The sequence below is a fragment of the Flavobacterium ovatum genome (genome assembly GCF_040703125.1).
Classification (GTDB): Bacteria; Bacteroidota; Bacteroidia; order Flavobacteriales; family Flavobacteriaceae; genus Flavobacterium; species Flavobacterium ovatum.
The window spans coordinates 3,646,967-3,668,050 of sequence record NZ_CP160035.1; the positions used below are offsets into that span (position 1 = coordinate 3,646,967).

The 21,084-nt window shown below is 36.2% G+C and carries 16 protein-coding genes, 2 tRNA genes and 3 rRNA genes; 12 read left to right on the forward strand and 9 right to left on the reverse strand.

The genetic code is table 11. From position 1 onward, the window contains the following. Positions 1-4: 4 nt before the first annotated feature. The 6 genes from ABZP37_RS15190 (at position 5) to ABZP37_RS15215 (ending at position 3,507) form a co-directional block, all read left to right on the forward strand. On the forward strand, positions 5-556 hold the full coding sequence (locus ABZP37_RS15190) for a hypothetical protein (RefSeq protein ID WP_366183945.1): 552 nt from the start codon (positions 5-7) through the stop codon (positions 554-556). Between the two features lie 4 nt (positions 557-560). After that, complete coding sequence (locus tag ABZP37_RS15195; RefSeq protein ID WP_366183946.1) at positions 561-1,529, forward strand: YihY/virulence factor BrkB family protein; 969 nt, start codon at positions 561-563, stop codon at positions 1,527-1,529. A gap of 139 nt (positions 1,530-1,668) precedes the next feature. Next, on the forward strand, positions 1,669-2,319 hold the full coding sequence (locus tag ABZP37_RS15200) for a porin family protein (protein ID WP_366183947.1): 651 nt from the start codon (positions 1,669-1,671) through the stop codon (positions 2,317-2,319). Positions 2,320-2,338: 19 nt separating this feature from the next. After that, entirely contained in the window at positions 2,339-2,491 is a 153-nt protein-coding gene (locus ABZP37_RS15205; protein WP_366183948.1) for a lmo0937 family membrane protein, read from the forward strand. Between the two features lie 23 nt (positions 2,492-2,514). Further along, positions 2,515-2,790 carry a YtxH domain-containing protein gene (locus ABZP37_RS15210; RefSeq protein WP_366183949.1) on the forward strand — a complete coding sequence of 92 codons (276 nt, stop codon included), beginning with the start codon at positions 2,515-2,517 and terminating at the stop codon, positions 2,788-2,790. Positions 2,791-2,859: 69 nt separating this feature from the next. Next, positions 2,860-3,507: a hypothetical protein gene (locus ABZP37_RS15215; RefSeq protein ID WP_366183950.1), complete on the forward strand. Its 648-nt coding sequence runs from the start codon at positions 2,860-2,862 to the stop codon at positions 3,505-3,507. Between the two features lie 69 nt (positions 3,508-3,576). Here the strand turns inward: ABZP37_RS15215 and prfA are convergent, their stop codons facing one another. After that, the gene (prfA, locus tag ABZP37_RS15220; protein ID WP_366183951.1) at positions 3,577-4,653 is read right to left on the reverse strand and encodes a peptide chain release factor 1; all 1,077 of its coding nucleotides are present in this window, start codon (positions 4,651-4,653) and stop codon (positions 3,577-3,579) included. Between the two features lie 775 nt (positions 4,654-5,428). Between prfA and ABZP37_RS15225 the strand changes: the two genes are divergently transcribed. From ABZP37_RS15225 to ABZP37_RS15245, 5 genes are all read left to right on the forward strand, one after another. Beyond that, positions 5,429-5,836, forward strand: a complete 408-nt coding sequence (locus ABZP37_RS15225) for a VOC family protein (RefSeq protein ID WP_366183952.1) — start codon at positions 5,429-5,431, stop codon at positions 5,834-5,836. Between the two features lie 500 nt (positions 5,837-6,336). Then, positions 6,337-7,656: a mechanosensitive ion channel family protein gene (locus ABZP37_RS15230; protein WP_366183953.1), complete on the forward strand. Its 1,320-nt coding sequence runs from the start codon at positions 6,337-6,339 to the stop codon at positions 7,654-7,656. A 240-nt stretch (positions 7,657-7,896) separates the two neighbouring features. Continuing rightward, on the forward strand, positions 7,897-8,322 hold the full coding sequence (locus ABZP37_RS15235; protein WP_366183954.1) for a MarR family transcriptional regulator: 426 nt from the start codon (positions 7,897-7,899) through the stop codon (positions 8,320-8,322). Between the two features lie 131 nt (positions 8,323-8,453). Continuing rightward, complete coding sequence (locus tag ABZP37_RS15240; protein ID WP_366183955.1) at positions 8,454-9,086, forward strand: NAD(P)H-dependent oxidoreductase; 633 nt, start codon at positions 8,454-8,456, stop codon at positions 9,084-9,086. Positions 9,087-9,238: 152 nt separating this feature from the next. Further along, on the forward strand, positions 9,239-10,255 hold the full coding sequence (locus tag ABZP37_RS15245; protein WP_366187550.1) for an LLM class flavin-dependent oxidoreductase: 1,017 nt from the start codon (positions 9,239-9,241) through the stop codon (positions 10,253-10,255). An 85-nt stretch (positions 10,256-10,340) separates the two neighbouring features. Here ABZP37_RS15245 and ABZP37_RS15250 read toward each other — a convergent pair whose 3' ends face one another. Beyond that, positions 10,341-11,153, reverse strand: a complete 813-nt coding sequence (locus ABZP37_RS15250; protein ID WP_366183956.1) for an SHOCT domain-containing protein — start codon at positions 11,151-11,153, stop codon at positions 10,341-10,343. Positions 11,154-11,419: 266 nt separating this feature from the next. Then, positions 11,420-11,866, reverse strand: a complete 447-nt coding sequence (locus tag ABZP37_RS15255) for a hypothetical protein (RefSeq protein ID WP_366183957.1) — start codon at positions 11,864-11,866, stop codon at positions 11,420-11,422. A 603-nt stretch (positions 11,867-12,469) separates the two neighbouring features. Between ABZP37_RS15255 and lysA the strand changes: the two genes are divergently transcribed. After that, positions 12,470-13,690 (forward strand): diaminopimelate decarboxylase, encoded by a 1,221-nt coding sequence (gene lysA / locus ABZP37_RS15260; protein ID WP_366183958.1) that lies wholly within the window; start codon positions 12,470-12,472, stop codon positions 13,688-13,690. 46 nt (positions 13,691-13,736) lie between these two features. Here the strand turns inward: lysA and pafA are convergent, their stop codons facing one another. From pafA to ABZP37_RS15290, 6 genes are all read right to left on the reverse strand, one after another. After that, positions 13,737-15,344, reverse strand: a complete 1,608-nt coding sequence (gene pafA, locus ABZP37_RS15265) for an alkaline phosphatase PafA (RefSeq protein WP_366183959.1) — start codon at positions 15,342-15,344, stop codon at positions 13,737-13,739. Between the two features lie 397 nt (positions 15,345-15,741). After that, positions 15,742-15,851 (reverse strand): 5S ribosomal RNA (gene rrf / locus ABZP37_RS15270). Positions 15,852-15,980: 129 nt separating this feature from the next. After that, positions 15,981-18,866: ribosomal RNA gene (locus ABZP37_RS15275) — 23S ribosomal RNA — on the reverse strand. Between the two features lie 136 nt (positions 18,867-19,002). Further along, a tRNA-Ala gene (locus ABZP37_RS15280) sits at positions 19,003-19,076 on the reverse strand. Between the two features lie 128 nt (positions 19,077-19,204). After that, a tRNA-Ile gene (locus ABZP37_RS15285) sits at positions 19,205-19,278 on the reverse strand. 221 nt (positions 19,279-19,499) lie between these two features. Next, positions 19,500-21,013: ribosomal RNA gene (locus ABZP37_RS15290) — 16S ribosomal RNA — on the reverse strand. The 16S, 23S and 5S rRNA genes sit together here with 2 tRNA genes alongside, the layout of an rRNA operon. Between the last annotated feature and the right edge of the window lie 71 nt (positions 21,014-21,084).

Consider the following 21,084-nt stretch of genomic DNA (forward strand, 5'->3'; position numbering starts at 1 on the left):
AGTCATGGAAATAAAATTCCTTTCAAAAATAATCCCCATCACTCTCTTATTTATTTTTGTTATAAGTTTGATTTATTCCTGTGAAAATAAAAAAAAAGATTATAATAACTTCTTCATTCAAGAACCTGCTCAAGATGTAAAATCAACAATCGACTTTAACAGCCTGATAAGTTTAAATGAATCCAATAAAAAAATTATGGAAATTAGTTCCATATTATTCCATCAAAACAAACCCATTCCTAACCTATCACTAATTTTAAAAATAAGGGAAGACCACCGAAAAAACGAACTTAATTTGAAGGTGTTAACCAAAAGGAATTTAATTATAATGCCCAAACCTATTTACAATTTAAATATAAATTCAGATTCCCTCCAAAATAAAAATTCAACTCATTATTTAGCAAAACTTTTAATAAATGAAATTAAAACCCAAATAGAGTTACTTGAAAAAATAAAAAACACCACAATAAGCCCTGATTTTAAAACATATGCTGAAGAAGCTAAAATAATGTTTGATAACAATAATGAAGGTTTAAAAACTAGTTTTAACTTATAGAAATATGCTACTCTCTAAACAATATATAATTTCCTTATGGACGGTCATTAAGCATACTATCAATAGTTTTTCAGAACATAAAGTTTTAAAAATGAGTGCCTCATTAGCTTACATAACCATGTTTTCAATGGGACCTTTATTATTAGTTTTATTATACTTATCTGATTTGTTTTGGGGAAGAGAAGCCATTGAAGGGAGAATATTCTACCAGATAAAAAATTTTGTAGGTCCATCAAGCGCACAGCAAATACAAACTATAATTGAAAACTTATCGCTTTCTCAAAGTGGTACAATGGCTGGATTTATAGGTGTTATTACTCTATTGATTGGAGCTACTTCCGTCTTTGCTGAAATTCAAGATTCAATTAATACGATTTGGGGAATAAAACCAAAAAAAAAATCCGGTTTTTGGTTATACTTTAAATCTCGACTATTATCCTTTGGAGTGATAGGAAGCTTTGGTTTTATCCTTCTAGTTTCTTTAGGGATTTCAACAATTATGGATGCGTTAAGCGACCATATTTTCGCTTCTTATTCCAGTACCTTTTATTATTTTATTTATACATTCAATAGCCTCATTACCTTTATTATAATTTCATTATTATTTGGTTCAATTTTCACCATTTTACCGGATGCACAAATAAAGTGGAAACAAGTTCGGCTAGCATCCTTTGGTACGGCAATCTTATTTATGACAGGTAAATTTTTTATCTCCTTTTACATTGCAAATTCTAATATTCAAGATGTATATGGTACAGCAGGTTCTTTTGTAATTGTAATGGTTTGGGTTTATTACTCCTCTGTAATTTTATATTTTGGAGCAGAATTTGCAAAAAACTATGCCCTACAATTTTCCTCGCCTATTTTACCCTCCAAATTTGCCGAAATAGTACATTCCGTCGAAATTATCTCTAAGGAAAAAACACTACAAGATGCTGAAATAGAACTTTCTAAAATCTATAAAAAAAACTAAAACTTCTCTAATCGAGAAGTTTTTTTTTATCCCTTTTGTACTAAATGGTAATTCTATAAAACACTTCAAATATCTTGTAACAGATAGACTTCATAACTATTGCATCTTTGTAATGTAGAAACAATATAACTCAAGTCACATGAAAAATTCAATTAAAACATTAGCGACCCTGGCAATTATAATCGGACTGGGATCTACTACGGCTCAAGCTCAAATCAATACTGGTAAAGCACAATTTGGAGTAAAAGGAGGAGTAAACTTCTCTAATATGTACACTGAGGATGTCCATGATAACAATGTTCTAACTAGTTTTAATGCAGGTGTATATTTCCTAATTCCCATCACTGAATTTGCTGCATTTCAACCTGAAATAATCTACAGTCGAAAAGGATCTGAATTAACCTATGACAATATTTTTGCAAAAGGGAAAGCACAATTTAATTTAAATTATATCGAAGTACCATTGTTAGTAAAAGGAAATCTGACTAAAAACATAAGCGTACATGCAGGTCCTTATTTTGCTTACCTATTAGATGCGAAGACAATCAACAAATCTGATAGCGGAAGTTACAATTTTGAAGACAATATAAACAATGACAACTTCAACAAAATTGATGTGGGATTATCTGCAGGAATTGGATTAGACTTTGACGCCATAGGAATTGGGGCTCGTTATAATTACGGATTAACCAATGTAGGGAAAGAGAGAAACTCAGGAGGTACTACTTATACTTTACCTGATGGAAAAAACAGCAATGTAAGTCTATACATGACTTTAAAATTAAACTAATCATTAAACCGTAGAAATCATGTCAAATTTATTGTATTTAATCGCACTAATATTTATTATTTCATGGGCTCTAGGAGTCTTTGTATACAGCGCAGGATCATTGATCCACATACTTTTAGTAATCGCCTTGATTGCTATTATTTTAAGAATCATTAAAGGAAAAGGAATTTAATAATTATCAAAAAAAATTAAACTATGAAAACAAATAAAACAATCATCGGAATTTTAGGAGCTGCTGCTATAGGTTCTATTTTAGGAATCTTATTTGCACCAGATAAAGGAGCCAATACACGCAAAAAAATTGCTAAAAAAACTGCTAAAACTACAGATGAAATCAAAGGTAAGATTGATGAATTAAAGGATACAATATCTGAAAAATATAATGCAGCCATGCAAAAAGGAGAGAAGTATATAGAAAATGGCCAAGCAGACATCGACAATATCAAAAAAATTAATAAGGAAATATTGTAAGGAACTATTGCTTCTGAAGAAACCAAAAGGGGGCTGCAATAGAACTATAATAATCTCAAATTTGAAAAAATGAAAAAAGTACACGTAACATTTTTTATAGTCGCAACAGCATTAGTTTTTACATCCTGTAAAAATGAAAGTCAAAAAAATGCTGAAAAGAAACTAAAATCTTATTCGCAATATATTGACTCTGTAAGTAATGTTGCAGAAGAAAAAGCTAGCGAAAATTGGGAAGCCATAGAAATAAAGTTTAACCATATAAAAATGGAAGCTGATTTGGCTTTAACTACTGCTACTGATAAAGAAAAAAATCAAGCCAAACTGGACGAAGCAACAACCAAATACGAGGGTTTCAAGATGAAAATCGTAGCTCAAAAAGAAAACTTGAAAAATCAATATTACAAATCACTATTTGGACCTAATTACATCAGTGATGACATGCAGTTCAACTGGGTAAATAAGGACAATATCCTTGCTGTTTATGACAACTTTGTCACTACAGTACAAAAGAACAAAGATTCTTATTCTCGTGAAGATTGGGACGAAATAAAACTAGTTTATGAAGCTTTAGATAACCGAAAAAACACGGTTGAAAAAGAAGGATTAACAGGAAGTGACAATAGAAAAATTGCACTTTTAAAACTTAAATTTGCCCCAATGTACACAGTAAACCGCATGGGTGCAAAATCAGAAGAAAATGCCGAAGCTAAAAAATAAGTATCTATATATTCAAAAAAAAATGAGGTCCGAAAGGCCTCATTTTTTTATATATTATAGTTTCAAAATTTAGAAAACTTCACTAGCTTCCTTCAATTTTTCCATGTTATTTACCAATTGTAACTCTTCAACAATTTTCTGAATATCACCATTCATAATATTTCCCAAATCGTATAAAGTCAATCCTACACGGTGATCAGTCACACGCCCTTGAGCGTAGTTATAGGTACGAATCTTAGCTGAACGGTCACCAGAACTTACTTGCGATGTACGTTTTGTAGCATCTTCCGCTTGTTTTTTGGCTAATTCTTGTTCGTATAAACGTGAACGCAATACAATAAATGCCTTGTCTTTATTCTTATGTTGTGATTTTTGATCCTGACATTGCGCCACCAATCCCGTAGGAACGTGTGTCAAACGTACTGCTGATTTGGTTGTATTTACCGACTGTCCACCAGGTCCAGACGAACAAAAGAAGTCCACTCGCACATCATTCATATCAATTTGTACATCAAACTCTTCCGCTTCTGGCAAAACCATAACTGTAGCTGCCGATGTATGCACACGACCTTGAGTTTCCGTTTGTGGAACACGTTGCACACGGTGCACACCAGCTTCAAACTTCAACGTTCCATAAACATCCTCACCTGTAACTTCAAAAATTACCTCTTTGAAACCACCAGACGTCCCTTCATTCATATCCACTACAGATGTCCTCCAACCTCTGTTTTCACAGTATTTAGTGTACATACGGAACAAATCACCAGCAAAAATACTCGCTTCGTCCCCACCCGTACCAGCACGAATCTCCACCATGACATTCTTGGCATCTTCGGCATCTTTTGGAATCAACATAAATTTGATTTCCTCCTCCAATTCTACCAATCTTGTCTTAGATTCATCCAGTTGCATCTTGGCCATTTCGGTCATATCTGCATCACTACCGTCAGAAATTATTTCGTTTGCCTCTTCAATATTAGCCATCAAGAGCACGTATTCGTCTCTCTTTTCAGCCAATGCTTTCAAGTCTTTGTATTCTTTATTTAGCTGTACATAACGTTTCTGGTCAGAGATCACATCCGGCTGAATAATCAAATCCGAAATCTCATCAAAACGTTGCTTTACTATTTGAAGTCTATCTAACATATCCTTAGTCCTTTATTTGGAGTGCAAAAATACAAAAAACTATTCAAGTTTCCACTTTCCTAAATTTAGTTTTTTTAAGGAGCTATTTCCAGCTATCCGCTATATCTTTTATTTCGGGATTCCGCTACCACTACATCCCAAAATAAAAGGATGCCGCTTCGATCTGGGCTAGGGATTTTGAAATCGAAAGATGAGTTGTTGATAAAATGAGAGAAAAAAACTTAATTATTGTTTTTAAAATTTAAAAAACAAGGTATAAACTAGCGCTTATATACTAGTTCTATGGCATTTAAAAAAAATCGACATACGGGAATAATCAAGTTAGACTATTTTTTAATTAATTATCAATGTTAGCGCAAGCGTTCCATTTATGCCCGAAATGTCGTCCCTTCCTAAAAATAAATCTATAGATTTACATCTTTTTTTAACTCCAGTTATTTGTTTACAATAACAGGAGTTTTTATGTAAAACATCTTCAATATATTTTTGCACTTAATTACTTTTAGACTTCCTATTCTGCGTACAAATGCCGTTTGCGTGATTGCTTCGTTCTGCGCAAACACTTTGTCGATTTTATTTGCATCATAAAACTTAAATGACTCTTATATGTTTTAAACAAAACCTTTAGAAACCAACGGTGGCACTAGATGTACCTTCAAGACAATGAAAAGAATAAAAAAACTTTCAAAATTATTTTTAAAAACTAAAAAAAAGCATCAACTTGCATATTATGAAATAGTTATAATCGTTTTATAACAACAAATAACTTGATAATATGAAAGTAAAATCTATCTATGTAAACCTACCAGTTAAAGATCTTGACAAAACAAGAGCCTTTTGGTCAAAACTCGGATTTTCATTCAACGAACAATTTTCGGATGACAAAGCATTATGCTTAGTATTACAGGAAGACCTAATGTATTCTATGCTGATAACTCACGAGTTTTTTAGCACTTTTACGAACCGACCAATATCAGATAGTTCAACAACACAAGTTTTGACAGCATTAGAAGTTCACAGCAGAGAGCAAGTTAACAGCATAGTAAGACTTGCTCTTGAAAATGGTGGAACACGATATAGAGAAAGTACTGACCACGGTTGGATGTATTACGACAGCTTTGCCGACATTGATGGACACCAATGGGAAGTTATGTTTACTGACCCAACTCATATACCTCTCTAATTTTATATCCAAAATACATATCTAACAGCTTGCTAGCGCTAGAACCTTTCCAAAAAGAAACACAAGCTTTCGTCTTTATCTCCGATAGAAATAAAATTCTTGTGGGAGCATATCCTGACGCTTTGGGAAGTGCTTCCACAAGATTACTTTACTTAAATATTTAATTTCAGAGGAGTTCAGTGAACTTTGCGTGAAAAGAATTACAGCAACTAAGCTTCTTAAAAAACGAAATCATTCTGCTCCAAAAAACTGTAGCCATTAGAGGGACACGACAAATGTTGTGTAACTTGTTTGTACAAAGCACTTATATCCGTTTCTATTACTGATTGGTTTAAAAAACTTTTCAATACTCGGCAAAACTTAAATGACTTAATATGTAAAAAAAAACTGCCACGTATCGCTTTGAAATAAAAAACATACTGTTAAGAAAAGGCCAATACTTACGTTCTATTCTTATCTTAAATTATGAATGTTACCTTTGCATAAAATAAATTAATGCAATGATTCTATTTGACGAAAAATATGCTTCTATAAAACTTGACCCAACATGGTTAACGGATTTTTTTGGTATTGAACCTCATATTGCTTCATACATGAATCTCCCAATACTTCTTTTTGGTTTAATCCTTGTTTGCTTCATTGCTTGGCTATTAACCAAAAAAATAATTGTAGGTTCAATACACAAACTATTTTTAAAAACTAAGATTACTTGGGACGATATCTTAGTCGAGAAAAGAATATTTGACAAACTTGCATTGATTATACCTGCACTTATTATCATTTTTGCAGTGCCTTCTATTTTTGGACAGTATCCTATAATTTCAAAATATGCCGTTACTCTAGCCACGATTATACTACTTATGGTCATCATCTGGACAATTAATGCTGTACTAGCAGTCTTTAATGAAGCCTTATCTCAGTCACCTATATTCAAAGACAAGCCTATTTCGAGCTACATTCAAGTATTGAATATCATGGTTTATTTTGTCGGTGGAATTCTTATTTTATCTTTACTTTTAGGAAAGAGTCCGTTTTACTTTTTAGGCGCCATGGGAGCGATGACGGCTATTTTGTTATTAATTTTCAAAGATACTATATTGGGTTTTGTAGCCAGTATTCAAATGTCTGTATATGATATGGTACGTGTAGGAGATTGGATTGCGATGCCAAAATATGATGCCGATGGAGATGTAATGTCTATTAATTTAAGTACGGTTAAGGTTCAAAACTGGGATAAAACAATCACCACGATTCCTACTTATGCTTTTATCAATGATTCCTTTAAAAACTGGCGCGGTATGAGTAATTCAGGAGGCCGTAGAATTAATAGATCCATTTACCTCAAGGTCAGTAGTTTTTGTTTTTGTGATGATCAAATGCTGGAACAGTTTAAAAAATACACCCTTATAAAAGATTACATCTTAGAAAAAGAAGCAGAAATTAAAAAATTAAACGCTGCCTTATCTGATGGTGAATCTAATCCTGTTAACGCTATAAGTTTGACAAACATTGGTGTTTTTAGAGTGTATGCTGAAAACTATATTCTTGCAAATCCTCATATCAATACCGAAATGACGAATATGGTTCGACAATTAGAGCCTACTTCTAAAGGATTGCCATTAGAAATCTATTGTTTTACTTATGAAAAAGAATGGGTGAAATTTGAACAAATAAAATCGGATATTTTTGATCATTTACTAACCATTACATCTCAATTTCAACTAGAAGTTTTTGAAGAGCCTACAGGAAAGGATTTTCGAAGTTTAGCTGATGGTAGAAATCAACCAGCAGATGTTCCTCGTTTTTACTCTCAATCGTAATTTAACAAGATATCTTGATTTGAAGTTACTTTCTTATATTCCATTGGAATGACAAACATTGTGGCCTATATTTGTAAAACCACACTTATATAATTTATATTTTTTTTATTCTTTGCGCATCTGTGTGAAATAAGAAAATGTTATCTTCTCTCTAACAATAGTTAAATAAACAATAATCTTTCACAATTAAATTGTACGCAATTTAATTGTGCCCTACCTTTGTGATATCAAATAAAAAAGATGAAAGACCAATTACATATTAGCGAACAAGTTTGTTTTCCAGTTTACGTATTTGCAAAGGAAATTATTAATCAATACCGTCCTTTGTTAGAAGCGTTGCAACTTACTTATCCTCAATATTTGGTAATGCTAGTTTTGTGGGAATACGAAGAACAAACGGTCAATCAAATTGGAGAAAAACTACAACTAGATAGTGGAACGTTAACTCCTTTACTGAAACGAATGGAACATAAAGAGTTTGTTTCTAGAATTAGAAGTACGGTTGATGAACGTTTAGTCAATATATCGTTAACCGAAAAAGGGAAGGCCCTAAAAGTGAAAGCATATTGTATTCCGGGACAATTGATGGAATCTATGAACATTTCACTAGAAGATTTATTAGTCTTAAAAAACATCATTACTAAAATTTCTAACAAACAGGAATAAAACATTGTAAACTACAAAAACTGTCGCTATTGATGGTGAAAACGGAACTGCTAGCAACGGAAATATTGTAATTAAATTGACCGATTAAAACGATTAAATCAAATTATTTTTCAAAACATAAATAAATAAAAATGGCTTTATTAGAAGATTTAAACTGGAGACATGCTGTAAAGGCGTACGATTCTACAAAAAAAGTAAGCAAAGAAAATATAGATAAAATTGTAGAGGCAGCTCGCTTAGCGCCTAGTTCTTCAGGTTTACAACCTTTCAACGTAATTGTTGTTGAAAATCAAGAACTAAAAGAAAAATTAGTAAAAGGAGCTTTGAACCCGGAATGTATGAGAGATTGTTCTCATGTGTTGATATTTGCAGCTTGGGATCGCTACACAGCGGAGAGAATTGATAAAGTGTATGATTTTACCACAGATGAGCGCGGCTTAGAAAGAGGACGTTTTGGTAGCTATACTGATATGTTAAAGAAAATTTATCTTGACCAACCTGCTGAAGAAAATTTTGCACACATTGCGAGACAAACTTATATCGCACTTGGACTTGCTTTAGGGCAAGCTGCTGAATTAAGAGTAGATAGTACGCCTGTAGAAGGTTTTGACAACAGTGTCGTGGATGAAGTGTTAGAATTAAAAAATCTTGGACTAAAAAGTGTTTCTTTAATGTATGTAGGTTACGCTGATACACCAAGTGATTGGATCGCTCCTATGAAAAAAGTGAGAACACCTACAGAGGAATTCGTAATTGAGTTTTAATACGAACTAATTATGATTTGTTGATTTTATTCTTCGTATTCACGTTACTTTTATTAATGAGAAGCCTGGATCAAAACCCATTTTTGGTTTAGGCTTTTCTTTAATAGTAAATCAACCTTTCTTTAAACCTATTACAAATGAAATTAAATAATATGAACGACAAACCTATTGCTTATTCAATTTTAGATCTTGCGGTTGTTACCAAAGGAAGTTCTATTAATGATACCATTAAAAATACGGTTAGCCTAGCTCAAAAAGCGGAAGAATTTGGTTATACACGCTATTGGTTAGCAGAACATCACAATATGCCTGCGATTGCAAGTACTGCTACCGCTATTTTGATTGGTCATGTTGCACAAGCTACCACTACTTTGAAACTGGGTTCTGGCGGAATTATGCTTCCTAACCACTCCCCACTTATTGTTGCAGAACAGTTTGGAACTTTGGGAACAATGTACCCTAACCGAATCGATTTGGGCATAGGAAGAGCACCTGGAACGGACCAAGAAACGGCTCGAGCGATTCGGTCTGATTTTATGGATGCAGCGCATTCCTTTCCGGAAGAGATAGAAAAGATTCAAAAATATTTCTCTATAAACAATCAAAATGCTAAAGTAAGAGCTCCAGTAGCCGAAGGCGTTTCTGTTCCTATTTTCATACTAGGTTCGAGTACTGACAGTGCCCATTTGGCAGCAAGAAAAGGACTTCCTTATGCTTTTGCGAGTCACTTTGCTACGGCACAATTGTTTCCTGCATTGGAAATTTACCGTAAGGAATTCATGCCTTCTCCAGAGCTTGAAAAACCGTATATATTGGCAGGAATTAATATTTTTGTTGCTGATACTGATCAAGAAGCCGAGCGAATGGCAACGTCATTTATCAAAATGATTGTTAGCTTGTTGACAGGTGCAAAAAGAGAAGCTCTTGATGAAGCTTGTGATATGACTCCAGAATTAAGAGAAACGCTAGAACACCCTGCTGTAAAACAAATGACTCTTTATACTTTTATTGGTTCTAAAAGCAAGGTAAAGAATGAACTAAAAGATTTTCTGGATAAAACAGGAGTAGATGAATTAATCGTTACAACCAATTGTCACAATCAAAAATCTAGAATAAAATCATACCAATTAGTGGCTGAGATCATCAATGAACTTAATGATGATAAATAAAACATTTAGTAGGTGGCATAAAAAAAACTCCACCAACTGAATTTGCATTTAGATAGTGGAGCTTTAAATTATAAAGAACTTGTTTTTACAATCGGCTTAATAAATCCACTTTCTTGTTTTCAAACTCTTCTATCGAAAGAATATTTTTATCTTTTAATGCCGCCAATTTTTCTATTTTGACAAAAATGTCTTCTTCAAAATCACTTTTATTATTAGTAAATACTGGAGCTGGTTCTTCAACAATTAGTGCTTGATTTTGAACCTCATTATTATTATTATTATTATTATTATTATTATTTACTTGCTGTGGTTGCGGTCTATCCTCTCCACCTGAAATAATAGGTAATGAACTTAAATTTACCGTACCATACTGGCTTGTAAATGTTACAGAGTAATTACCACCTTGCTGTTGACCTACGCCACCAATATGGTTGTCAAGTGTATCAAAGACAGTTACTTTTCCGTTTTCTTGGATCGCTAAACGACCAATATTCGAAAAAACAGCATAGTTTGTATTATTTTGACTTCCTGTAGAATTAGGAATACCTAAATCTCCCCACCAGTTACTACTAAAACCACATTGAGAACCGTTTTGGCTTTCTAGTCTAGGTAAAGGAACATATTGTATTGCTCCTTGATTGATCAAATTTGATAATTCAATACATAGTCCGTTTACAGTATTTTTAAGTTGATTATTGAACATATCACCAACCATTGTCATTCCGCCTTGCATCCATTGACCTCCTCCACCTAATTCGGGAATGTAAAATTGTGCCATTGTTCCATTACTTTTCATAAGTGCTTGCGTTAAGTCAGTAACAGCATTAGCACTAATTCCATAACGATTTGCTACATTCATCATATTCTGAAAACTAGCATCTGTGAATATTGCATTCATATTATCTCTCTATCATTTAGTTATAAAAATGTTTACACAACAATTTTGATGCAAAGGTAACGTTTACGAATAGCAATAGCCTTCTTTTAAATTGAAGATTTTAATTGTTATGTTAATAAATCTATCTTTAATAAGTGTTCTGCTGTACGAAATCCCACTCTATTTCAAGAATAAAAGGAAAGCGCCTCTATCAAGATTGAAAAAAACCAACTGCTTTTTAAAATTTCAGAAGCGATTTTGTAAAATCAAAATACATCTAAGAAAAATTAATAAATAGATTTTATTTGATATTCTGTTTCATTGAAACTGAATTTATCACCATTTTTGAGTCCTCTCATGGCAGCATAAATAGGAGCTTTGGTTGAGATACCGTAAACCGTGTGCCCTTGAACTTCAATTTGTTCAATTGACACACAAATATAAAGAGTCAATTTATCAGTTACAACTAATGCCCCCGGTTCTACTATTGTACTTTCTTTTTCTGGGTTTAATGTCTTAAGGAATTCCATTTCCCTTAAAGCAAAATCTAGTTCGTTACCAACAGCATTTAAAAGTTCTACTTTACCAGCAGCACGGTCTTCAGTCTGACTAGGCGATTGGTTTGCTTCAAAGACATCTAATTTCATTGAATCCAATCGGTTTTGAAAACTTTCGATCAGTTCATTTTGTTTTTGTACACAAGTATCTAGTATCAGAGTTTTAGGGATATTCATTTAATTTCAAATTTAATATTAATTCAAATAATAATCTAAATGTAGAACATTTTACAAGATCAACCTTAGTTACTGATAAAAAAAAATGAATTTAATTAACCAACTATCAAAGTCTAACTTAACTATCTAAAGTGTCATTTTAATATCCCTATAATTGAAAACTATACCTTAGATAGAAAACAACCCTAATAAAACGAAATCCACTCTTTAGCCGCGATAGAAACAGCATCCTGTTGTGTTGCGACAGCAAAAACAACAGATACAGTAGATAGCGGGAACCAACTTTCCTGAAATACTCAACAGTCTGCTCCAAAAAAAGGCTAACTATTCTCTATCCGAAACCCCAAATATGGTTTAGATTTCGGACAAGTACCTAACATTATTTAAAAAAATAAATTATGCATTTGGTAATACTGTTTGTTTAAGGCCTGAATCATCTTAATATAACGGGGTAATTCACAGAAATAGCTCTATTTTAGACTACAAACCAATTCTTTAGAGCTCTAAATATTACAAAACAAACATTTTGTTATATTTTGTTAGAATTAGCAAAATGCATTGTAAAATCAATAAAGAATAATAAATTTGCCTAAAAAAATTAAAATGCAACCAAAAGACTTACTTCAACTATCTGAACAATTTGGCTCACCACTATATGTTTATGATGCCGATAAAATAAAATCGCAATACAATCGTTTAACCAAAGCTTTCTCTAAAGTAGAAAAATTACGTATCAACTACGCAATGAAGGCTTTATCTAATGTGGCTATCCTACAATTATTAGAAGGAATGGGTTCTGGTTTAGATACTGTTTCTATTCAAGAAGTACAATTAGGACTTCATGCGGGATATTCTCCCGAGCGTATTTTTTATACACCAAACGGGGTTTCACTTGAAGAAATTGAAGAAGTAAATGCACTAGGAGTACAAATCAATATCGATAACCTTTCAATACTAGAACAATTTGGAGCTAAACATCCTAATGTTCCTGTTTGTATTCGTATTAACCCACACGTAATGGCTGGAGGGAATGCTAATATTTCTGTTGGTCATATCGACAGTAAATTTGGTATTTCGGTACACCAATTGCCTCACTTGGTACGTATTGTTGAAAACACAAAAATGAACATCGTAGGTATCCACATGCATACAGGTTCTGATATCTTGGATATTGAAGTGTTTTTATACGCTGCTGAAATCTTATTTGACGCTGCAAGACATTTCAAAAACTTAGACTTTTTAGATTTTGGAAGTGGATTTAAAGTTCCTTATAAAAAAGACGATATCGAAACTGATATTGAAGAATTAGGTAAAAAATTATCAAAAAGGTTCAATGAGTTTTGTACTGAATACGGTAAAAACTTAACCTTAATCTTTGAACCAGGTAAGTTTTTAGTGAGCGAAGCGGGTCAGTTTTTGGCTAAAGTAAATGTGATCAAACAAACAACTTCAACTGTATTTGCTGGAATTGATAGTGGATTCAACCATTTGATACGTCCGATGTTTTACGGTTCATCACACCATATTGAAAACATTTCTAATCCTAAAGGAAAAGAGCGTTTTTACTCTGTTGTTGGGTATATCTGTGAAACGGATACTTTTGCAAACAACAGACGTATCTCAGAATTAAAAGAAGGTGATATTCTAAGTTTTAAAAATGCTGGAGCTTATTGTTATTCTATGGCTTCCAACTACAACTCAAGATACAGACCTGCTGAAGTTTTATGGATGAATGGACAAGGACATCTAATTCGTGCTCATGAGACATTTGAAGATTTAATCAAAAATCAAATTGGCTTACCACAAATAGCTACTGCTCAATAAAAATAAAAAATCCCATTTCGATCGAAATGGGATTTTTGTTTTATAACTATTTTTCTAAAACCTCAGACAATACATTCGCTTCTGTGCCATTAGGGAAAGACACCTTTATTTTTTGAGCAATTGTTGGAGCAATTTGAGTTATCACTTTTTTATCAAAAGACTCACCTTTTTTAATATGCCATCCATAAAAAATCGCTGGTACATGCGTATCATAGACATAAGGAGCTCCGTGAGAAGTACCTTTACCTCCATGTCCACCAGGTTTATCAAGAATAACTAAATCCCCACTCTGTTTAGGATCATAACCTTTTGAAATAAAGCTTAGAAAATAATCTGATCCTGAACCAGCAAGTATTTCTTCCTCTGAATACACTCTTTTTATATGTGGATAAGTCATTAAATACTCTTTAAATAAGGTTTTAACCTTAGTTAATTCAATTCCCTTTTCTTTTATTATTTTTTTATCAAAAAACAAATTATCATTGGAGTAATTTAATATAACATCCACCCCAAACGTATTTTTTGAATATTCACGAAGCCCACTTACCAACTCTTTTGAATTGCCATTTTGTACATTATATTTATGATCTTTCAGGAAACTAGAATTCTCCTCTGCAGCATGATCAGCAGTCAAAAAAAGCAGATAATTACCTTTCCCTACCTTTTTATCTAAATAGGAAAGAAAGTCTGCAATAGTCTCGTCTAGCCGTAAATAAGTGTCTTGTATCTCTCTGGAACGAGAACTTGTCAAATGTCCAACGTAATCGGTTGAAGAAAAGCTAACCGTTAAAAAATCAGTATCACTATCCGCACCTAATTTTTCATTAACAATCGTTTCTTTTGCAAAATCAGCTAAAAAATTATTCCCAAACGGAGTTGATTTTATAACTCTAGGACCATTTTTTTCATACATTGATTTTAAATCATAAGGAAAAATAGGTTTCTTACTGCCAAACAAAAGTCCTTCATAATCATTATCATCCGCCAAACTTTCATTATAAACCGATTCTGGTTTTAACAAATTCCAATCTTTATTTAAATAAGAAACATATTGTTTTTTATCATTAAACTGAACTACCCAATCAGGTAATTGAGAACCATAAAAACTACTAGAAATAAAATTTCCCGTATCGCTAAGCCAAAAAGCCCAATTTGCAAAATGACCAGCTGGCAAAATTGCACCACGATCTTTTATACTAATTCCGATTACTTTACCCTTAAAATTGGTATCCAAGCGCAATTCGTCAGTAATGGTAGTGGTTTGCAAATTAACAGGAGACATCATCCCCTCTTTTTTATTTCCTTCACCTAACAAAGCTACCGATTCGTCTTCTGCACAATACCTTGATTTCCCAACTGATCTATCAAACCAATCATTGGCAAGTATCCCGTGAACAGAAGGAGTAGTTCCTGTATAAACAGATGCGTGCCCTGGCCCAGTATAAGTTGGCATATAATTGAAATGCATGTTATGAAAAACATAACCATTATTCATCAATTTTTTAAAACCATTCTCCGAAAAATCATCTTGAAAACGATATAAATATTCCATTTTCATTTGGTCAACTACAATTCCTACCACCAATTTAGGACGTTCTTGAGCACCTAGCTGAAGTAAAAATGAAAAGAGAGAAAGTGAGAAAAAATTTTTCATGTTTTATATTTAGATTAAAAATCAAAAATAATCAAAATAAAAACTACCAACCTAAACATAGTAATCTTTTAGTAATAAATTAAACTAAAAAACAACTAGTATTTCTAGATATATCTATCATTTCTTGGGCATGCCGCTACTTCCACTCCGTTACAGTAGCGTCGGGCTATTCGTTACAATCTTTTTTGAGGCCGAAAAAAGCCTCAAAAAAGGATTTTCACTACTATCCCTCATGCAAAAAATCAGCTTTCACAACAAAAACGGCTGTAAAACAAAAACCCCCTATCCGATTAGGATAAAGGTTTCTAAATAAAAGCGACGGATCGAGGCTTTGTAGCCGACACGTCGTACCTATAAAACAAAAAACCCTGATTCGGATGAATCAGGGTTCTCTAAAGAAAGGCGACGACATACTCTCCCACATAACTGCAGTACCATCTGCGCAGGCGGGCTTAACTACTCTGTTCGGGATGGGAAGAGGTGAGCCCCGCCGCAATAACCACCTTAAGGTCGTTTTGCAATGGGTAAACTAGCTTTTAGCTAATCAACATTACATAATATCTTAACATACTGAGATAAAGAAAAAAGTATTTATTAGAAAGTTTCCCCAGTGCACTTTCGTGCACTGGAAAGGGTGTACATAAGCTTACGGATTATTAGTACTACTCGACTATGACATTACTGCCTTTACATCTATAGCCTATCAACGTGGTCATCTCCCACGATCCTTAAAAGAAATCTCATCTTATGGTGGGTTTCGCGCTTATATGCTTTCAGCGCTTATCCCTTCCAAACGTAGCTACTCTGCGGTGCCACTGGCGTGACAACAGATACACTAGAGGTTTGTCCAATTCGGTCCTCTCGTACTAGAATCAGATCCATTCAAATTTCTTGCGCCCACAGTAGATAGAGACCGAACTGTCTCACGACGTTCTGAACCCAGCTCGCGTGCCACTTTAATGGGCGAACAGCCCAACCCTTGGGACCTTCTCCAGCCCCAGGATGTGACGAGCCGACATCGAGGTGCCAAACCCCCCCGTCGATATGAGCTCTTGGGGGAGATCAGCCTGTTATCCCCGGCGTACCTTTTATCCTTTGAGCGATGGCCCTTCCATGCGGAACCACCGGATCACTATGCTCTACTTTCGTACCTGATCGACCTGTATGTCTCTCAGTCAAGCTCCCTTATGCCATTGCACTCTACGCACGGTTACCAAGCGTACTGAGGGAACCTTTAGAAGCCTCCGTTACTCTTTTGGAGGCGACCACCCCAGTCAAACTACCCACCAAGCAATGTCCTCCGCATAGCGGAGTTAGGCTTCAGACAAACAAAGGGTTGTATTTCAACAATGACTCCACAACGCCTAGCGACGCCACTTCACAGTCTCCAACCTATCCTACACATCATTTGTCCAAAGTCAATACTAAGCTATAGTAAAGGTGCACAGGGTCTTTTCGTCCCACTGCGGGTAAACGGCATCTTCACCGTTACTACAATTTCACCGAGCTCATGGCTGAGACAGTGTCCAGATCGTTACACCATTCGTGCAGGTCGGAACTTACCCGACAAGGAATTTCGCTACCTTAGGACCGTTATAGTTACGGCCGCCGTTTACTGGGGCTTCATTTCAATGCTTCTTCTTGCGAATAACATCTCCACTTAACCTTCCAGCACCGGGCAGGTGTCAGGCCCTATACTTCATCTTACGATTTTGCAGAGCCCTGTGTTTTTGATAAACAGTCGCCTGGACCTCTTCACTGCGGCCAGCATTGCTGCTGGCGACCCTTCTCCCGAAGTTACGGGTCTATTTTGCCTAATTCCTTAGCCATGAATCTCTCGAGCACCTTAGAATTCTCATCTCGACTACCTGTGTCGGTTTGCGGTACGGGTACTATTAACCTGAAGTTTAGAGGTTTTTCTTGGAAGCCCTTAGGTGCACTATCTCTTTGTCCGAAGACGCCGAGTACTATCGTATTTCCCCAAGCCGCGTGGATTTGCCTGCGCAGCTTATAGGTAGGTACTTCAACGAACTATTCCGTCAGTTCGCGGCACTTTCATCACTCCGTCACCCCATCACAGTTAACAGTAGTACGGGAATATTAACCCGTTGTCCATCGACTGTCCCTTTCGGGTTCGCCTTAGGTCCCGACTAACCCACAGCTGATTAGCATAGCTGTGGAAACCTTAGTCTTTCGGTGTGCGGGTTTCTCGCCCGCATTATCGTTACTTATGCCTACATTTTCTTTTCTAACTAGTCCAGCATACCTTACGATACACCTTCAACCCTGTTAGAATGCTCCCCTACCACTTACAATAAATTGTAAATCCATAGCTTCGGTAATATACTTATGCCCGATTATTATCCATGCTCGTCCGCTCGACTAGTGAGCTGTTACGCACTCTTTAAATGAATGGCTGCTTCCAAGCCAACATCCTAGCTGTCTATGCAGACAAACCTCGTTCTTTCAACTTAGTATATATTTGGGGACCTTAGCTGATGGTCTGGGTTCTTTCCCTCTCGGACTTGGACCTTAGCACCCAAGCCCTCACTGTTAGTGAACATTATATAGCATTCGGAGTTTGTCAGGAATTGGTAGGCGGTGAAGCCCCCGCATCCAATCAGTAGCTCTACCTCTATATAACTTTATAACTAACGCTGCACCTAAATGCATTTCGGGGAGTACGAGCTATTTCCGAGTTTGATTGGCCTTTCACCCCTACCCACAGATCATCCCAAGACTTTTCAACGTCAACGGGTTCGGTCCTCCACTTTGGGTTAACAAAGCTTCAACCTGTCCATGGGTAGATCACACGGTTTCGCGTCTAACACTACTGACTAAAGCGCCCTATTCAGACTCGCTTTCGCTACGGATCCGTGGCTTAACCACTTATCCTTGCCAGCAACGTTAACTCGTAGGCTCATTATGCAAAAGGCACGCCGTCACCCCACGAAAGGGCTCCGACCGCTTGTAAGCGTATGGTTTCAGGATCTATTTCACTCCGTTATTCACGGTTCTTTTCACCTTTCCCTCACGGTACTGGTTCACTATCGGTCTCTCAGGAGTATTTAGCCTTAGCGGATGGTCCCGCCAAATTCAGACAGGATTTCTCGTGTCCCGCCCTACTCAGGATACCACTATCTATTATATTCATTACTTATACAGGGCTATCACCTTCTTTGGCTTTACTTTCCAGTAAATTCTAATTCTTCATACATAAAATGTCGTGGTCCTACAACCCCAACATTGCCGTAACAACATTGGTTTGGGCTAATCCGCGTTCGCTCGCCACTACTTACGGAATCACTTTTGTTTTCTTCTCCTCCGCCTACTTAGATGTTTCAGTTCAGCGGGTTTGCCCACCTATCGGTGTACTAGATCTTCAATCTAGTGGGTTGCCCCATTCAGGTATCTACGGATCAATCGGTGTGTGCCCGTCCCCGTAGCTTTTCGCAGCTTATCACGCCTTTCATCGCCTCTGAGAGCCAAGGCATCCCCCATACGCCCTTATTTTGCTTATTGTACCAATCTTAAAATTAATTAAGACCGTTTTTGTTTGTCTTTTACTATTAATAGTAAAAAACGCTTTCTACTTTTAATATTTTTCTTATCTCAATATGTCAATGAACTTTTTCTTTCTACTTTCGTAGATAGATAGTGGAGAATAACGGAGTCGAACCGTTGACCCCCTGCGTGCAAGGCAGGTGCTCTAGCCAGCTGAGCTAATTCCCCATTTTTTAAGTATGAGTTATTAGTTTTGAGTTATGAATTCATATCTCATACATTCTCAACTTCTAAAATTTCCTTTAAGTTTTTTTAAACTTATAAATTATATTTAATAACTTATAACTTTAAATTAGTTGTCTCGGACAGACTCGAACTGTCGACCCCTACATTATCAGTGTAGTACTCTAACCAGCTGAGCTACGAGACAAGGTGATTTGGGATTTATGATTTTAAATTAACGATTGCAGATCTAAATCTGAAATCAAAAATCGTTAATCAACAATCTTAAATCGTTTATCTTTAACTTAAATTTTATTCAATTTTTTTAAATTAACAGCAAGAGTAATAAATTCTTAATATTCTAAATCCTTTAGATTCTTCGTCTTTTTCCCTACCGTGCTTATTAATAAGCTAACACTAAGGCTCTAGAAAGGAGGTGTTCCAGCCGCACCTTCCGGTACGGCTACCTTGTTACGACTTAGCCCTAGTTACCAGTTTTACCCTAGGCAGCTCCTTGCGGTCACCGACTTCAGGCACCCCCAGCTTCCATGGCTTGACGGGCGGTGTGTACAAGGCCCGGGAACGTATTCACCGGATCATGGCTGATATCCGATTACTAGCGATTCCAGCTTCACGGAGTCGAGTTGCAGACTCCGATCCGAACTGAGAACGGTTTTGTAGATTCGCTCCTATTTGCATAGTGGCTGCTCTCTGTACCGTCCATTGTAGCACGTGTGTAGCCCAAGGCGTAAGGGCCGTGATGATTTGACGTCATCCCCACCTTCCTCACAGTTTACACTGGCAGTCTTGTTAGAGTTCCCGACATGACTCGCTGGCAACTAACAACAGGGGTTGCGCTCGTTATAGGACTTAACCTGACACCTCACGGCACGAGCTGACGACAACCATGCAGCACCTTGTAAATTGTCTTGCGAAAAGTCTGTTTCCAAACCGGTCAATCTACATTTAAGCCTTGGTAAGGTTCCTCGCGTATCATCGAATTAAACCACATGCTCCACCGCTTGTGCGGGCCCCCGTCAATTCCTTTGAGTTTCAAACTTGCGTTCGTACTCCCCAGGTGGGATACTTATCACTTTCGCTTAGCCACTGAAATTGCTTCCAACAGCTAGTATCCATCGTTTACGGCGTGGACTACCAGGGTATCTAATCCTGTTCGCTACCCACGCTTTCGTCCATCAGCGTCAATATATTAGTAGTAACCTGCCTTCGCAATTGGTATTCCATGTAATCTCTAAGCATTTCACCGCTACACTACATATTCTAGTTACTTCCTAATAATTCAAGCCCTACAGTATCAATGGCCATTTCCCGGTTGAGCCGGGAGATTTCACCACTGACTTATAAGGCCGCCTACGGACCCTTTAAACCCAATGATTCCGGATAACGCTTGGACCCTCCGTATTACCGCGGCTGCTGGCACGGAGTTAGCCGGTCCTTATTCTTACGATACCGTCAAGCTAGTTCACGAACTAGTGTTTCTTCTCGTACAAAAGCAGTTTACACACCATAGATGCTTCATCCTGCACGCGGCATGGCTGGATCAGGCTTGCGCCCATTGTCCAATATTCCTCACTGCTGCCTCCCGTAGGAGTCTGGTCCGTGTCTCAGTACCAGTGTGGGGGATCTCCCTCTCAGGACCCCTACCCATCGTAGTCTTGGTAAGCCGTTACCTTACCAACTAACTAATGGGACGCATGCTCATCTTTCACCGTTGTGACTTTAATAATGTCTCGATGCCGAGTCATTATACTATGAGGTATTAATCCAAATTTCTCTGGGCTATCCCTCTGTGAAAGGTAGATTGCATACGCGTTACGCACCCGTGCGCCGGTCTCTAGGTCCGAAAACCTATACCCCTCGACTTGCATGTGTTAAGCCTGCCGCTAGCGTTCATCCTGAGCCAGGATCAAACTCTTCATCGTATATTGTGCGTTTGAATAAATTCAAACTATTAATTGTCGACTCAGTTTCTATCGGTTATTATTCGAATCTC

Excerpts from the sequence above, each read along its gene's own strand:
- ABZP37_RS15190 (WP_366183945.1), top strand. The coding sequence starts at position 5 with ATGGAAATAAAATTCCTTTCAAAAATAATCCCCATCACTCTCTTATTT.
- ABZP37_RS15195 (WP_366183946.1), top strand. The coding sequence starts at position 561 with ATGCTACTCTCTAAACAATATATAATTTCCTTATGGACGGTCATTAAG.
- ABZP37_RS15200 (WP_366183947.1), top strand. The coding sequence starts at position 1,669 with ATGAAAAATTCAATTAAAACATTAGCGACCCTGGCAATTATAATCGGA.
- ABZP37_RS15205 (WP_366183948.1), top strand. The coding sequence starts at position 2,339 with ATGTCAAATTTATTGTATTTAATCGCACTAATATTTATTATTTCATGG.
- ABZP37_RS15210 (WP_366183949.1), top strand. The coding sequence starts at position 2,515 with ATGAAAACAAATAAAACAATCATCGGAATTTTAGGAGCTGCTGCTATA.
- ABZP37_RS15215 (WP_366183950.1), top strand. The coding sequence starts at position 2,860 with ATGAAAAAAGTACACGTAACATTTTTTATAGTCGCAACAGCATTAGTT.
- prfA (WP_366183951.1), bottom strand. The coding sequence starts at position 4,653 with ATGTTAGATAGACTTCAAATAGTAAAGCAACGTTTTGATGAGATTTCG.
- ABZP37_RS15225 (WP_366183952.1), top strand. The coding sequence starts at position 5,429 with ATGAAAGTAAAATCTATCTATGTAAACCTACCAGTTAAAGATCTTGAC.
- ABZP37_RS15230 (WP_366183953.1), top strand. The coding sequence starts at position 6,337 with ATGATTCTATTTGACGAAAAATATGCTTCTATAAAACTTGACCCAACA.
- ABZP37_RS15235 (WP_366183954.1), top strand. The coding sequence starts at position 7,897 with ATGAAAGACCAATTACATATTAGCGAACAAGTTTGTTTTCCAGTTTAC.
- ABZP37_RS15240 (WP_366183955.1), top strand. The coding sequence starts at position 8,454 with ATGGCTTTATTAGAAGATTTAAACTGGAGACATGCTGTAAAGGCGTAC.
- ABZP37_RS15245 (WP_366187550.1), top strand. The coding sequence starts at position 9,239 with ATGAACGACAAACCTATTGCTTATTCAATTTTAGATCTTGCGGTTGTT.
- ABZP37_RS15250 (WP_366183956.1), bottom strand. The coding sequence starts at position 11,153 with ATGAATGCAATATTCACAGATGCTAGTTTTCAGAATATGATGAATGTA.
- ABZP37_RS15255 (WP_366183957.1), bottom strand. The coding sequence starts at position 11,866 with ATGAATATCCCTAAAACTCTGATACTAGATACTTGTGTACAAAAACAA.
- lysA (WP_366183958.1), top strand. The coding sequence starts at position 12,470 with ATGCAACCAAAAGACTTACTTCAACTATCTGAACAATTTGGCTCACCA.
- pafA (WP_366183959.1), bottom strand. The coding sequence starts at position 15,344 with ATGAAAAATTTTTTCTCACTTTCTCTCTTTTCATTTTTACTTCAGCTA.